The 13,544-nt window shown below is 47.0% G+C and carries 11 protein-coding genes; 2 read left to right on the top strand and 9 right to left on the bottom strand.

Annotation, left to right across the window (positions count from 1 at the left end; all coding sequences use genetic code 11):
• The first annotated feature begins 28 nt into the window (after positions 1 to 28).
• Complete coding sequence (gene gcvP, locus LEPBO_RS0118575) at positions 29 to 2,953, top strand: aminomethyl-transferring glycine dehydrogenase (protein WP_017289075.1); 2,925 nt, start codon at positions 29 to 31, stop codon at positions 2,951 to 2,953.
• 132 nt (positions 2,954 to 3,085) lie between these two features.
• On the opposite strand, the gene recR is transcribed toward gcvP, so the two are convergent.
• The 7 genes from recR to pstS all read right to left on the bottom strand — a co-directional run bounded on the left by recR (position 3,086) and on the right by pstS (position 10,306).
• Positions 3,086 to 3,745, bottom strand: coding sequence for a recombination mediator RecR (gene recR, locus LEPBO_RS0118570; RefSeq protein ID WP_199323834.1), 660 nt, complete (start codon positions 3,743 to 3,745; stop codon positions 3,086 to 3,088).
• Complete coding sequence (locus tag LEPBO_RS0118565) at positions 3,730 to 4,080, bottom strand: histidine triad nucleotide-binding protein (protein ID WP_017289073.1); 351 nt, start codon at positions 4,078 to 4,080, stop codon at positions 3,730 to 3,732. Before LEPBO_RS0118565 ends, recR begins: the two co-directional genes overlap by 16 nt.
• 428 nt (positions 4,081 to 4,508) lie before the next feature.
• Positions 4,509 to 5,300, bottom strand: coding sequence for a phosphate ABC transporter ATP-binding protein PstB (gene pstB / locus LEPBO_RS0118560; protein ID WP_017289072.1), 792 nt, complete (start codon positions 5,298 to 5,300; stop codon positions 4,509 to 4,511).
• A gap of 21 nt (positions 5,301 to 5,321) precedes the next feature.
• Positions 5,322 to 6,206 (bottom strand): phosphate ABC transporter permease PstA, encoded by an 885-nt coding sequence (gene pstA, locus LEPBO_RS0118555; protein WP_017289071.1) that lies wholly within the window; start codon positions 6,204 to 6,206, stop codon positions 5,322 to 5,324.
• Positions 6,207 to 6,226: 20 nt separating this feature from the next.
• Positions 6,227 to 7,183 carry a phosphate ABC transporter permease subunit PstC gene (gene pstC / locus LEPBO_RS0118550; protein WP_017289070.1) on the bottom strand — a complete coding sequence of 319 codons (957 nt, stop codon included), beginning with the start codon at positions 7,181 to 7,183 and terminating at the stop codon, positions 6,227 to 6,229.
• Positions 7,184 to 7,270: 87 nt separating this feature from the next.
• The gene (locus LEPBO_RS0118545; protein ID WP_017289069.1) at positions 7,271 to 9,079 is read right to left on the bottom strand and encodes an iron uptake porin; all 1,809 of its coding nucleotides are present in this window, start codon (positions 9,077 to 9,079) and stop codon (positions 7,271 to 7,273) included.
• Positions 9,080 to 9,268: 189 nt separating this feature from the next.
• On the bottom strand, positions 9,269 to 10,306 hold the full coding sequence (pstS, locus tag LEPBO_RS0118540; RefSeq protein ID WP_017289068.1) for a phosphate ABC transporter substrate-binding protein PstS: 1,038 nt from the start codon (positions 10,304 to 10,306) through the stop codon (positions 9,269 to 9,271).
• A gap of 531 nt (positions 10,307 to 10,837) precedes the next feature.
• On the opposite strand from pstS, the gene LEPBO_RS0118535 reads away from it, so the two are divergent.
• Positions 10,838 to 11,920, top strand: a complete 1,083-nt coding sequence (locus tag LEPBO_RS0118535; protein ID WP_144056232.1) for a hypothetical protein — start codon at positions 10,838 to 10,840, stop codon at positions 11,918 to 11,920.
• A gap of 56 nt (positions 11,921 to 11,976) precedes the next feature.
• Here the strand turns inward: LEPBO_RS0118535 and LEPBO_RS0118530 are convergent, their stop codons facing one another.
• Positions 11,977 to 12,381 (bottom strand): ExbD/TolR family protein, encoded by a 405-nt coding sequence (locus LEPBO_RS0118530; protein ID WP_017289066.1) that lies wholly within the window; start codon positions 12,379 to 12,381, stop codon positions 11,977 to 11,979.
• Positions 12,382 to 12,383: 2 nt separating this feature from the next.
• Positions 12,384 to 13,082: a MotA/TolQ/ExbB proton channel family protein gene (locus LEPBO_RS0118525; RefSeq protein ID WP_017289065.1), complete on the bottom strand. Its 699-nt coding sequence runs from the start codon at positions 13,080 to 13,082 to the stop codon at positions 12,384 to 12,386.
• Positions 13,083 to 13,544: the final 462 nt, after the last annotated feature.

The following is a 13,544-nucleotide window of genomic DNA, read 5'->3' as shown; positions in this document are numbered from 1 at the left end:
TTTTGTCACTCTAAACGATTCGTAATCTATGTCTGAACCCACAGTGTCCGTGTCCGCATTGTCCGACTACGCTCGCTCGCTCGATTTCGATTCGTCCGAACCTTCAGAATCCACTGTTTCGACTCCTGAATTGACTTATACCGATCGCTTTGTCGATCGACATATCGGGGTGCGAGGTGAAGAAATTCGAGCAATGCTCGCGGTATTGGGATTAAACTCGATTTCCGATCTAATCGAGCAGGCTGTGCCAAAAAGCATCCGAATTCAGCGTCCGCTACAAATTCGATCGGGTCGGAGTGAATATGAGCTTTTGAAGGAACTCAAAGCGATCGCGTCGAAAAATCAAGTGCTGCGATCGTTGATTGGCATGGGCTACTCGAATTGCATTACGCCTCCTGTCATTCAGCGCAATATTCTCGAAAATCCAGGTTGGTACACGCAATACACGCCGTATCAGCCCGAAATTTCTCAAGGACGGCTCGAAGCGCTGCTGAATTTCCAAACCATGATCATGGATCTAACAGGCTTGGAAATTGCGAATGCGTCACTTCTAGATGAAGGCACAGCAGCAGCAGAAGCGATGTCCATGAGCTATGGCATTGTGAAAAATAAAGCGAAGACGTTCTGGGTGTCAGAAGCATGTCATCCTCAGACGATCGAAGTAATTCAAACTCGCGCATTGCCACTTGGAATCGAAGTAATTGTCGGCGATCATCGAACCTTTGAATTTGACACTCCGATCTTTGGGGCATTGCTGCAATATCCCGCAACCGATGGCGCGATTTATGACTATTCGGAATTTGTCGATCGTGCTCATCAAGCGGGCGCATTAGTGACGGTTGCGGCTGATCTGTTGAGTTTGACCTTACTAAAAGCACCGGGAGAATTTGGAGCTGACATTGCGATCGGCAATACTCAACGCTTTGGGGTTCCGCTCGGTTATGGTGGCCCTCATGCGGCTTACTTTGCGACGAAAGAAGTTTACAAACGTCAATTGCCTGGAAGATTAGTTGGTGTTTCTAAAGATCGCAATGGTCAGCCTGCTTTGAGACTGGCGCTACAAACTCGCGAGCAACATATCCGCCGAGACAAAGCAACGAGCAATATTTGTACAGCCCAAGTGTTACTTGCCGTGATTGCGGGCATGTATGCGGTTTATCACGGTGCAGAAGGCTTGAGAAAAATTGCCGATCGCGTTCATCGTTTAACTGCACAATTAGCGATCGCGCTGCAAAAACTCGGACTCAAGCTTGGAACTGAGCCTTACTTTGACACGCTCAAAGTCGAATGTGATGCGGATGCTGTTCTGGCGCGTGCGTTGCAGAAAGGGATCAACTTACGCAAGATTGATTCCGATACCGTGGGGATCTCGATCGATGAAACCACGTCTCAAGCGGATTTACTCGATTTAGTCGGTTGTTTTGCAGGTCGATCGCTGCCTGCGATTCCTGATCCTCAAATTCCATCTGCGTTTATTCGGACTTCCAAATATCTGACTCATCCAACTTTTTCGGCTTATCGATCGGAGACGGAACTTCTGCGATACATGTATCGCTTGCAGTCGAGAGATCTCTCTCTTACGTCTGCGATGATTCCGCTCGGCTCTTGCACGATGAAGTTAAATGCAACTGCTGAAATGATTCCGATTACTTGGCCAGAGTTCGGACAGATTCATCCTTTTGCACCGACGAATCAAACTCAAGGCTATCAAACGTTGTTCCAACAGCTCGAATCCTGGCTGTCTGAAATTACCGGATTTGCAGGCATTTCATTGCAACCGAATGCAGGCTCTCAAGGTGAGTATGCTGGCTTGCTCGTTATCCGTCAGTATCATCAAAGTCGGGGTGATACTCATCGCACGATCTGTTTGATTCCTCAATCTGCTCATGGCACGAATCCAGCGAGTGCAGTCATGGCAGGGATGAAAGTCGTAGCGATCGCATGTGATCACGAAGGCAACATCGACATTGCAGATCTCAAAGCAAAAGCTGAACAGCATCGAGAGAATCTAGCAGCCTTGATGGTGACTTATCCTTCAACGCATGGTGTGTTTGAAGAAGGAATTCGAGAGATTTGCGCGATCGTGCATGAGAACGGCGGGCAAGTCTACATGGATGGCGCAAACATGAATGCTCAAGTCGGCTTGTGTCGTCCCGGTGATTTTGGTGCAGATGTGTGCCATTTGAACTTGCACAAAACCTTCTGTATTCCGCATGGAGGTGGCGGCCCTGGAGTTGGCCCTATTGGAGTCGCTTCGCATCTTGTTCCGTTCTTGCCGAATCATTCAGTCGTGGCAACGAGTGGAGAATCGGGAATTGGAGCTGTGTCAGCCGCGCCTTGGGGCAGTGCTAGCATTTTGCCGATTTCTTGGATGTACATTGCAATGATGGGCGGTCAAGGCTTGACTGAAGCCACTGAGATTGCCATTCTGAATGCGAACTATATTGCAAAACGCCTGGAAGGACATTATCCAGTGTTATACAAGGGCAAGAATGGCTGGGTTGCGCATGAATGTATTCTCGATCTGCGTGAATTCAAGAAAAATGCAGATATCGAAGTCGATGACATTGCAAAACGCTTGATCGATTATGGCTTCCATCCGCCAACGGTTTCTTGGCCTGTGGCAGGAACGGTCATGGTTGAGCCGACTGAGAGTGAATCGAAAGCGGAACTCGATCGTTTCTGTGATGCCATGATTGCGATTCGAGAAGAGATTCGAGCCATTGAGAATGGCAATGTCGATCGCACGAACAATCTCCTGAAGAATGCTCCTCACACAGTTGCAGATCTCACATCTGAGACTTGGGATCGTCCTTACTCACGTCAGGAGGCAATTTTCCCGACTACTTGGACAAAGGCGAACAAATTCTATCCAGCGGTTGGGCGAATTGATAATGCTTTTGGCGATCGCAATTTGGTCTGTTCTTGTTTGCCGATGGATGCGTATGAATAAATCGGCAAGATAGTGCAAAAACTAAAGTAGAGATAGGTCATTGACCCATCTCTACTTCAGGCAGGATTGCTAGAGACGATTCTGAAAATAGTAAGAGATTCCTGTGCGATCGATGTCTGCTCAGCAATCGTCTTAATCTAGAACGCGCCGACCTTCTAAAGCACGCGCTAGAGTTACTTCGTCTGCATATTCCAAATCTCCACCCATTGGTAGCCCGAAGGCAATCCGCGTCACACGAGTAAAAGGTTTTAGCAAGCTTCCAACATATAGAGTTGTCGTCTCGCCTTCTACGCTCGGACTGATGGCGATAATGACTTCTTCGACTTTTTGCTGACTGACGCGCCGAACGAGTTGCTTAATGTTGAGTTGCTCAGGGCCAATGCCATCGATCGGGGAAATCAGTCCCCCTAAAACATGATATTTCCCGCGATATTCCCGCGTTTTCTCAAGCGCGATCACATCACGAGACTCTGCCACAACACAAATGGTTTTCGCATCGCGTTGGGGCGATCGACAAATCTCACAAACGGGTTCAGCCGACAAATGACCGCAAACAGAACAGAACCCAACTTGCAGCTTTGCTTCCATCAACGCCATTGCCAAAGCTTTTACTTCTTCTTCGGGGCGTTTAAGGATGTGTAGTGCGAGACGTTGGGCTGATTTAGGGCCGACACCTGGGAGGTGTTGAAGTTGCTCGATGAGACGAGCTAAAGGGCGTGTGTAAACCGTTGTCCTTCCTCCGATTGCGCTGGATTCGATCGTAGCGTAAACCGCTACTATCCGGGAGGCCAACTCATCGATCGACCGCCCAGAAGATGCAGGTGCATATGATACACGGTTTGTCCGCCCTCTTCACCTGTATTGATGACAACTCGATAACCGTTGCTGAGTCCTTGTTGTTCGGCGACCCGTTTAACGGTGAGGAGGAGATGTCCCATCAGCGCATGATCTTGGGATTCGGCATCGGCGAGTTTCGCGATCGGTTGTTTGGGAATGACCAGGATATGAACGGGGGCTTGTGGGTTCACATCGCGAAAGGCAAGGGCAAGATCGTCTTCGTAGACAATATCAGCAGGAATTTCTTTACGAATAATCTTGCCGAAGATTGTGTCGTTCGAGTCGCTCATAACAGCAATTAGAAATTGGTTCGCTGATTATTGTATGTCAGGACAGACTCTCGCAATGATGCAGCTTGGGGAATCGTTATTAATTTGTAGATTCGCAGAAAATAAGTAGATGGGTAGATTAAACATCAGTTCGATGAGTTCTCTCGCTTCGTTGCTGACTCGCCCCGGAATGAATTCGGGGCTAACCGTGCGAAGTCCACTGAACTGGACTAACAGCTAGTTGTAATGTCTTCTTCAGTGGGTTTCAACCCACTTCGCACGGTTAGCCCGAACTTCCAGTTCAGGGCGAGACGCAAACGCAGCAACTACCTTCAAGTTAATTGCGCCTATCTACTTACCGCTTCAAGCAGTACTGGATTCCGATGTCATCCCGGAACCTCTATTGCGATACCAGCGATTGTGACCGAATCTTCCCAGATAAGACTCGTCTAACCAAAGCGACCCTCGACGTAATTGCGGGTGCGGACATCGGTTGCTGCACTGAATACTTTACTAGTTGCATCAACTTCGATTAATTGTCCGATTTGGCTTTCATCGGTACTGAAGAATGCGGTTCTATCGCTGATCCGTGCGGCTTGCTGCATGTTGTGCGTCACAATCACGATCGTGAATTGTTCCCGCAATTCCTGGATCAATTCTTCAATCTTCATTGTTGTAATCGGGTCGAGTGCCGAACACGGTTCATCCATGAGCAAGACTCTGGGTTTAATCGCTAGTGCTCTTGCAATACAAAGCCTTTGTTGTTGCCCACCTGACAAGCTTAAGGCTGACTTGTTCAAATGATCTTTGACTTCATTCCACAGCGCTGCACTTTTGAGGGCAGATTCTACCATTTCATCCAACATTGAGCGGGAAGGACGACTAAACACGCGAATTCCATAGGCAACATTATCGTAAATGCTCATTGGAAAAGGGTTCGGCTTCTGAAAGACCATGCCAATTTGCCGCCGCAAGCGATTGAGATTCACCCGATTACTATAGATATCTTGCCCAAAGAACTGAATGGTTCCTTCGATCCGCATATTGCTTTCAAGCTCGCCGATTCGATTCAGCGTTTTGATAAAGGTAGATTTGCCGCATCCTGAAGGCCCAATAATCGCTGTTACCTGTGCAGAAGGGATGTCGATCGACACACCTTCTATTGCTTTGCGAGTGCCATAGTAAACGGCTAAATCTTTGACACAGAGAGCTAAATCGGTTGCTTGAGAAGCAAATTGCATAGTGGGATCGGGTTTCATGAATTATTGATGGCGACGAGTGATCAATCGGGAAAGTAAATTGGTAAGAATGACAATTCCTAAAAGCACAACTGATGCTGACCACGCTAACTGATTTTGCTCAGGAAAGGCTGAGCTTGCATAGTTGTAAATCATCACGGATAGCGATGGCGTTGGGTTCAAAGCCTGCTCGACCCAGTTCTGGCTGAATAGTGCAGTAAATAGCAAGGGAGCAGTCTCACCCGAAACACGAGCGATCGCTAATAAAACGCCAGTCGTAATACTAGGCAATGCCGCTTTCAATACAACTTTGAAGGTTGTTTGAATCGAGTTCGCACCCAATGCGGCGGAAGCTAAACGCTGCTGAGTTGGAACTAGCTTTAATGCTTCTTCGGTTGACAAAACAATGATGGGTAGCATAATCACAGCTAATGCGAATGCACCCGCTAATGCAGAAAAACCGCGATATCCCAAAATCGTAGAAAGTACAATCACTGCATAAGCAAAAACACCAACTACGATCGAGGGAACTGCACTCAAGATTGACATCACAAATCGAACAATCTGAGCAATGGTATTTCCACGTCCAATTTCAACGAGATAGATAGCTGTGAGAATACCAAACGGAATACTCATCATCGCGGCAAGTCCAACCATGAGGACTGTACCTTGAATCGCATTAGCAAATCCGCTTACGACACCTGCTTCCCCCACTGGAGCAGGAAGATTCGTCAACACTTCCCATCGCAAATTGGGTAAACCTTGACGGAGAATTTCAAACAAAATAGACAAAAGCGGAAGTAACGCGAGTCCGGTGAGCAGAACTGCGATCGCACTCATCCCATAACTGAACAAACGGCGATCAACCGATAATGGCTTTGTAAGTTGCCGATCAAAAAAACTTGACATTGATCAAAATCAATAAAAGACTAACGCTTGAAGCTTACGATTTTTACCAATACGGTTGCGATGATATTAACGATTAACGTTAATGCAAATAAAATCAATGCTAAGTACATCAATGCGCCGATATGTAATTCATCTAACGCTTCGGGAAATTGGTTTGCTAAAATTGCAGGAATCGTATTACTTGCATCTAGCAACGATAAGCTAACTTGATCCGAATTCCCAATTACCATCGTTACAGCCATCGTTTCGCCTAACGCCCGACCCAACGCTAAAATGACGGCTCCGACAATTCCTGAAGCACTCGCAGGTAAGAGAATGGTGAAAATCATTTCCCACCGCGTTGCACCGAGTGACATCGAAGCAGTTCTTAACTCTTGCGGAATGCTTGTCATCACATCTCGGCTAATCGCTGCGATCGTGGGTAAGATCATCACAGCTAGAATCGTTCCAGCAACGAGTAGACTTGGTCCAAAGGTTTCAGTACTAAAGAACGGAATCCAACCGAATTGCTGATGCAGCCAGAGTTGAATCGGTTTCATAAATGGAATCAAGACAAAGATTCCCCAAAAACCAATAATGACACTAGGGATTGAAGCAATGAGTTCAACTAGAAACCCTAACAGCGATCGCACTACCGCAGGTAAGAATTTCTCACTCGTCACAATGGCAACGGTAATGCCAACTGGAACCGCAAATAAGAGTGCAATAAAAGAACTCACAAGAGTTCCGTAAATGTAAGTCAGAGCACCAAATTGAAGCTGATTGACATCCCATTCCTGACGCGATAAAAATCCCAACCCAAATGCCTGAATTGCGGGAGCAGCAGACTTAAAAATCACCCAACCCATCCACAGCAATACTCCGATCGAGGCTAATGCAACAGCCTGGAGCACCCAAGCAAAGCCCCGATCAAGCCATGCTGTATTTCCATCCGTGATCGAAGGTGATGGAGATCGTGAAGAAAGCGAAGAACTCATAACAATTGGGTGGCAATTGGGATTGGGAAACAGCAGCAAGGCAAGGAAAAGGGGTACTCACAGATCTGAAGTACCCCAAGGGTAGATTTAGAAGGTAAATGTGGTACGAATGGTACCAATCAAGAGCGTATCGTTTGCCGAATTGTGCTCTGGATTAAAGATCACCAGAACACCCGGTGTGATGGCGATATTGTCATTCAAGCGATAGCGGTAGAATGCTTCCAAGTGATAAGAAGTATCGCGATCGCGACGGCGACGAATCACGCCCGTTCCTGTGGTCGGGCCATAATCACTACTCGTCACTTTCGGCGGCATCCCAAAGATTAATCCGCCAAAATTCCCTTCTTTGAAGAGATCAGGGAACCCAAGTCCGACTGACCAGTTCCAGATAGAAGCATTATCTCCATCCTGAACCGCTGGATTGAGAGCGGTTCCTTGACCAGAAATCGTGTTGACTCGGCGATTTGCCTTCGCATCGGTATAACCTGCCCAGCCTGCTAATGTTAAGCCAGGATTCAACCGGATATTTGCTTGGAGTCCGAATTGATTTGTAGTGGTTGGAATATTTCCCGCGCCGTTAATGGTACCTGTGCTACCAAATGGATTGTTAGCAAAGCTACTGCCTGTGCTACCTGAGATGCCCGAACCCGCTGTGTAGTAGGCATTTACATAGGTAAAGCCAAGTCCAAAATTAGGGGTCGGTTGATAGACTAACTGCCCGATCGCTGCATAGTTGCCACTAAATAAACCTCGATCGAGGCTTGGATCTTGTGCATCTCCAGTCGGGACTAAATAACCTAAAGACAAGGTAAACCGATTGCCAACAGTAAATTCTCGCCCTAAGCGATGGTTGACAATCACACCCGTTCCGCTACCCGCACGGTAGATTGGGTTAAAGCGACCAAAGCGGGAAATTGCACCAGAACCACTGGATTCAAAAGGACTGAGGGTCGGAATAGAATCGTTGAATTCTAACCCGTCACCCGTTCCCGTTCCAACAAAGACCGTGGTTTGATCTCCGAGTGGGAAACGATACTCTAGGCGACGCAATGAAACACTGTTGTCATTGCTACCGTCATAGCCCAAACGAGCCATGTTTGTGTTGGTGACTGCACCTGCAAAAGAGGGAATGTTCCGGGCTTGCAGTTGAGTTCTTAAGCGATCGCGACCATTGAAGCTGGTATCAAAAGCAATTCGCACCCGACTAGACAGGGTTAGATTCTCTTGTACATTTCGCGCTGATCCTGCTCCAATCGCGGCTGTAGTTGCTGTTTCCCGTGCTGCGGGCGTTGCTGCTGCATCAATGATTCGTTGTTGATCAGAGTTGATCGCTCTTTCATCTCCGAACGCTTGCGCTGCCGAGAAAATGACTTCCCCGGTTAGCTTAGTAGTCGTGGAGAATTGCTGTTTTTCTAGCGTAGTGGTTCGTGCCTCTAAACTATCCACCATGCCCCGCAGCGTTGCTAACTCTGCTGCAAACTCTTCTTGGAGCTTTTGCAGGGTTGCTAAATCTTCTCGCTTCACTAAATCAGTGGTTGCTGCTGCAATCAATTCATTGACGCGATCGAGGCAAGCATTCAAACCTGCTGCAAATTCGTAGCGCGTTAAAGCACGATTGCCCCGATAGGTCCGATCGGGATAGCCTGCAATACAACCATACCGCTCAACGAGAGACTGTAACGCTTGAAATGCCCAATCTGTCGGGCGAACATCAGAAAGTTGAGAAACCGAAGTAACCTGACCAGCAAGCTGTGAAGGTTGGGCTTCGCTTGCAAGCTGATTGACTGAAGTTTCGACTTGCGTTAATGCAGGCGAAGTTTCAGCAACAGCCGCGATCGCAAAGATAGAAAATAACCCAGGCAATAACACAAGGGAATGCCAAACTGTTCGTAACATTTGATAGTCCTCACATCGCAAGAATGAATGAAAATTGAAGAAAGAGCCGACGCGACTCGAAATTCAGCATCGAAAATGAAAAGCAACTCTAACGGCACGGTTCCTTTATCTCGATCGCTCAACTTCGATCGTGTCAGCTCACAAGGCGTGAAGAAACAATGTAAAAGTGTGAGGAGGAATTTTTAGAAACTAGGGCTTGACTTCGTTTCTGACTACTTGCAAAATCCGTTGCACATCACTCGGTGCAATTCGAGCAAAATTCAGATCATCATTGAGTTCTTGACCTTCTGTAAGAACCCATTCAACCCACTTTTTCACGGCTGCTGCTTTTTCAGGGTTGTCATAGCGGCGATAGATCATCATCCAGGTCAGCCCTGTAATCGGATATCCTGCGTCTGGATCTCCATCAAACACCCGAAAATTATCCGGGAGTTTCAAGGATGCAATGGCTTTGTTGGTCTCTGCTAGTGACGGAGACAGCCATTCCCCCCGCTTCGTTTGCACCTGAGCAACGTTCAGCTTATTTTTCTCAGCATAAGATTGCTCAACATAGCCAATCGATCCCGACGTTTTCTGAACAGTAGAGGCAACCCCTGCATTGCCCCGCCCTTTCAACGGATTTGTCGTCCATTTGGGGGCTGTTCCCACGCCTACACGCCCTCTGAAGTACGGATTGACTGCACTGAGGTGGTTTACAAACACAAACGTTGTCCCACTCCCATCGGCACGAACAACGGTCTTAATGTCGGAGTTAGGTAGATTCACACCCGGATTATCTTTCGCAATTCTTGGGTCATTCCAACGGGTGATCCGACCTGAAAAAATGTCCGGTAGCACTTCGCGACCAAGTTTGAGGTTAGAAACCCCAGGAAGATTGAAGATGGGCACGACAGAACCACCTGCCGTTGGGACTAAAATCACGCCGCGATCGACCTTCTTCATATCGTCATCGGTCATCGCCGCATCACTACCGCCGAAGTCTACAACGCCTGCGATAGTTTGGCGAATCCCACCGCCGCTTCCGATTGCTTGATAGTTCACCGTCGCGCCAGGATTCTTCTTCTTAAATTCGGAAATATACCGTTCATACAGGAGTGCCGGGAAAGTTGCGCCAGCTCCATTGAGTGTGACGGCTTCGGCGATCGCGGTCAAAACTGGAGTAAGCGTGAGCGCAATGGTTACTACAGACGCAGTAGCAGCGCGGCGAAAAGCTGTCGAGAGTGCCATTGTGTTGTGTCCTTGAGCAAAGACTGTGGTGCATCAATTTAGGTAACACTGAACACCCTACAACTCTAGTAGTTAAGTGAAGACAAACGAAAAAATAATAATTGGTTAAATTTGGTTAAATCTTAGGTTAACCAAATTGGAATGCTAGTGAAATAGATTCTTTACACATGCGATGTACTAAATGTCTCAGTAAAGTTATCGCTACAAATCCACCTTGAGATGTATATTGGTACAGATAAGGTGTAGCCTACCTCCCTGTATTCCAGAAAACAGAAATGCTCATCTGTATTCACAAACGATGAAAATGATGACAACATTCTGAAATTCAAGAAATATTTAAGTGATCACAACTGAAATGTTCTGGAGCTTTTTAGCTCGGCATGTAAGAGTTCAGGTTTATGTAGACGGCTAGAAATTTCAAGCCACATTGAGGAATTGCAAAATAGCTGGAGCCTTCCTCACTGTAACTTTTTCTCGATCGATTTCTTCTCAATCGATTTCTTGTGTTGACGTTCAATCTGACTGAATCCCATGACTAAAACTCTCTCAATGCCTGTTATGCCAGCGATCCCTGCTCCAGCGCGTGCCTTCATCCGACCGATGCTTTTAGCAGCAATTGGAATGCACGCTCTCTTATTGTTTGCTCCATTCCCGCAGGAAAAACCAAAGCCGCCTGAAAATAAGGAAGCACCCGTTAAAATTACGCAGCTTCCGACAACAAAAGTGAAGGTACAAAATAAAGCGAAGATTGCAAATCCCAATAAACCCAGTTTGCCTAAAATCAATCGCCCTGCGGCAAATCCAGTTGTGATCAAACCAGAACCACCCAAGCCCGAAGCGGCGCGATCGCAAGAAGCACCTCCTGAAAAAGGTCAAGTTGCAAATCCTGCCAGTGGTGGTGCCACCTCGTTTGTCGATTTCCCGCATTATCAACCCTCTACTCCGGATTGTTTTGGCAAAGGGTTAGGTGAGAATTGCCGGATTGCGACTGCAAATTTACCCACAGTAGCAGCCTTTTATCAATCTCAACCCAAAGCAAAAGGATTCACTGTTACTTTAGCTGAAGAGAACGCGAACGCAAAGATCTACACCGTGACGGCTAAAAATGGTCAAACGCTGTTTCTCAGCTTATTTGCTGACGCTCCTACAACAGTAATTTTGCTCTCTGAACAAAAGGTGACTGATCTCGCAACCTTGAAGGAATCAGTGAGTCCGCCTGAAGAGTACTACCAAATTTTGGCGGATCTCTTAGTAGAAGCCGATCGCTCAGATAATCCTGCGAACACGGCTTCACCGGAAAACTTTGCTCAACCGCAGATGTTCTATAACATTGTGAGTGAGGCAGAGTTGCAGCAGGGAGCGATTCCAGACTTGCGCCCCGGAATTGATGGAACACCGAAGCTAGCACAAGGTCAAAATCCGACGAATTTCTATCAATCCATGTCTGCGGCTGGACTATCAGGTTTCTTTGAGATTTCAGAGCAAGGTCAGTATGGCGGCGGTAAGTTGTATCGCTTAAAGAAAGGAAGTACTACGTTCTACTTAAATTTGATCCCCACGAAAGATCAAACTGGAACGATCATTGTAACGTGGCTCAAAGATCCGAAAAGCTAAGAAAAATCGGGACATGATGAATGTCCCGATCAAACTATCCATTCTGCGCGCTCTCTCTACTCGATCGCTAAAGAAACGCGATCGCCTCCGACATCTCGCAGCGTTCCCAGAGTTTGAACCACTTTTTCGTAAGCAAGCGACTTATCAGCTTTGAGCACGATCGCGCCCTGTGGATTTCTTTGAAAATAAGCTGCAACCTGTTCTGCAATCTGCGTTTCTGTGACGGTTGCATTGTTAATTTCCGTTTGTCCAGCCCGTGTCATTCCAATAATCAGCGGCTCAGGAGCAGGTTTATTGTTGACTCCTTTATCGGTACTAGGCAGCGTTGCGTCCACAGATTTGGAACTCGTTAGTGTCATCGACACCAGAATGAAAAACGTCAGAATCGTCATAATCACGTCCATCATCGGAACGAGATTCACCTCTGGAATTTGGCTTTGCTGGTATTTGTTAAATTTCATGCCTAGCTCCCGACAGAGAGTTCAGAAGATAACTGAGCCGATCCTGCTTTCGCCAATTCATTTGTCCAAGGTTCGTACCAAACTTGGCGATAAATCAGTTCTAACTCGCCACCAATTTTAGAGAAATACTCCATCTGCTGAGATTGCAGAGTGACAGAGACTCTTAGAAGTGCCAACGCAATGATTGCGACGACCATACCGCAAGCCGTGGTTGTGAGTGCTTCAGCGATTCCGGCTGCCGCTTTGGTGGTTTGTTCTGCTCCGAGCGTTGCGCCGCCTACGTTCAAGTTGGCAAAGGTCAACATCAGACCTGTTACAGTTCCTAGCAATCCGAGCAGGGGCGCGATCGCGACGGCTGTTTCCAACATCTTGTCGCCTCTGCGCATTTTGGCAAATTCTTCATCACCCGCCGTTTCCAGTGCCAATCGGAAAGTTTCTGGGTTGGGCTGGTTGAGTTTTAGAGCCGCTAACATGAAGCGTCCAATTGGTTGCGACCTGGCTTTCTCCGCAATCATTCGAGCATCGGTCAAGCTATATTGTGCTGCGTCTAAGATATGATGTGCGACTCGGTCTTCGGTTCTGAGCACTTGAAACCAGAATACTGCACGATCGAAGGCACATGCAAAAGAGGCAACCGATAAACCAACGAGGGGAAGCATCAATGGTCCCCCTTTCGCTACAACTTCGTACAAATTAGACATAGTTTGGCAGAACCGCTCAAAAGAACAAACGAATTAACAGTCAATGAAGTACTGAGAGGAAAGATGTCAACGCATAATGCACCAACGTTGAGAATAACGGAAATAACGTAGAAAAATGGTTAAGGTAAGGTAAGGAACAGCCGAATTTTTAATTAAGGTGTTGGTGACTCTTAACTGCTTGCCTCTAAGCCATGGACTTAACTAGCTGCTTGCAAATCAATTGAAGAACAGGAATATAGCGAATACACTCTACAGGATTACAGATTGTAGAGATGGGAAAATACTGCTCAAATGAAGTTCGATGGAATCTGGGTTCAAATTATGCGAATGGTGCGTGCTAGCGTTGAAGAGTTGCCCCACACCTGTCAAAATTGCTGCATGGAACCCTTCAGCAGTCTCCAGCTTTTGATCAGCTTTTTCTAGCCTTAATCAGGATGCTGTGTAAGGTGCTTATTTCCAGCT

The organism is Leptolyngbya boryana PCC 6306, from assembly GCF_000353285.1.
In the GTDB taxonomy this organism is placed as follows: Bacteria; Cyanobacteriota; Cyanobacteriia; order Leptolyngbyales; family Leptolyngbyaceae; genus Leptolyngbya; species Leptolyngbya boryana.
Note: the sequence above shows the minus strand (reverse complement) of the source record. Positions and strands in the feature narration are given on the sequence as shown.

Coding starts and splice junctions, on each gene's coding strand:
- LEPBO_RS0118565 (WP_017289073.1), bottom strand. CDS start 4,080: ATGAGCGACTCGAACGACACAATCTTCGGCAAGATTATTCGTAAAGAA.
- LEPBO_RS0118545 (WP_017289069.1), bottom strand. CDS start 9,079: ATGTTACGAACAGTTTGGCATTCCCTTGTGTTATTGCCTGGGTTATTT.
- LEPBO_RS0118535 (WP_144056232.1), top strand. CDS start 10,838: ATGACTAAAACTCTCTCAATGCCTGTTATGCCAGCGATCCCTGCTCCA.
- pstA (WP_017289071.1), bottom strand. CDS start 6,206: ATGTCAAGTTTTTTTGATCGGCAACTTACAAAGCCATTATCGGTTGAT.
- pstC (WP_017289070.1), bottom strand. CDS start 7,183: ATGAGTTCTTCGCTTTCTTCACGATCTCCATCACCTTCGATCACGGAT.
- pstS (WP_017289068.1), bottom strand. CDS start 10,306: ATGGCACTCTCGACAGCTTTTCGCCGCGCTGCTACTGCGTCTGTAGTA.
- LEPBO_RS0118525 (WP_017289065.1), bottom strand. CDS start 13,082: ATGTCTAATTTGTACGAAGTTGTAGCGAAAGGGGGACCATTGATGCTT.
- gcvP (WP_017289075.1), top strand. CDS start 29: ATGTCTGAACCCACAGTGTCCGTGTCCGCATTGTCCGACTACGCTCGC.
- LEPBO_RS0118530 (WP_017289066.1), bottom strand. CDS start 12,381: ATGAAATTTAACAAATACCAGCAAAGCCAAATTCCAGAGGTGAATCTC.
- pstB (WP_017289072.1), bottom strand. CDS start 5,300: ATGCAATTTGCTTCTCAAGCAACCGATTTAGCTCTCTGTGTCAAAGAT.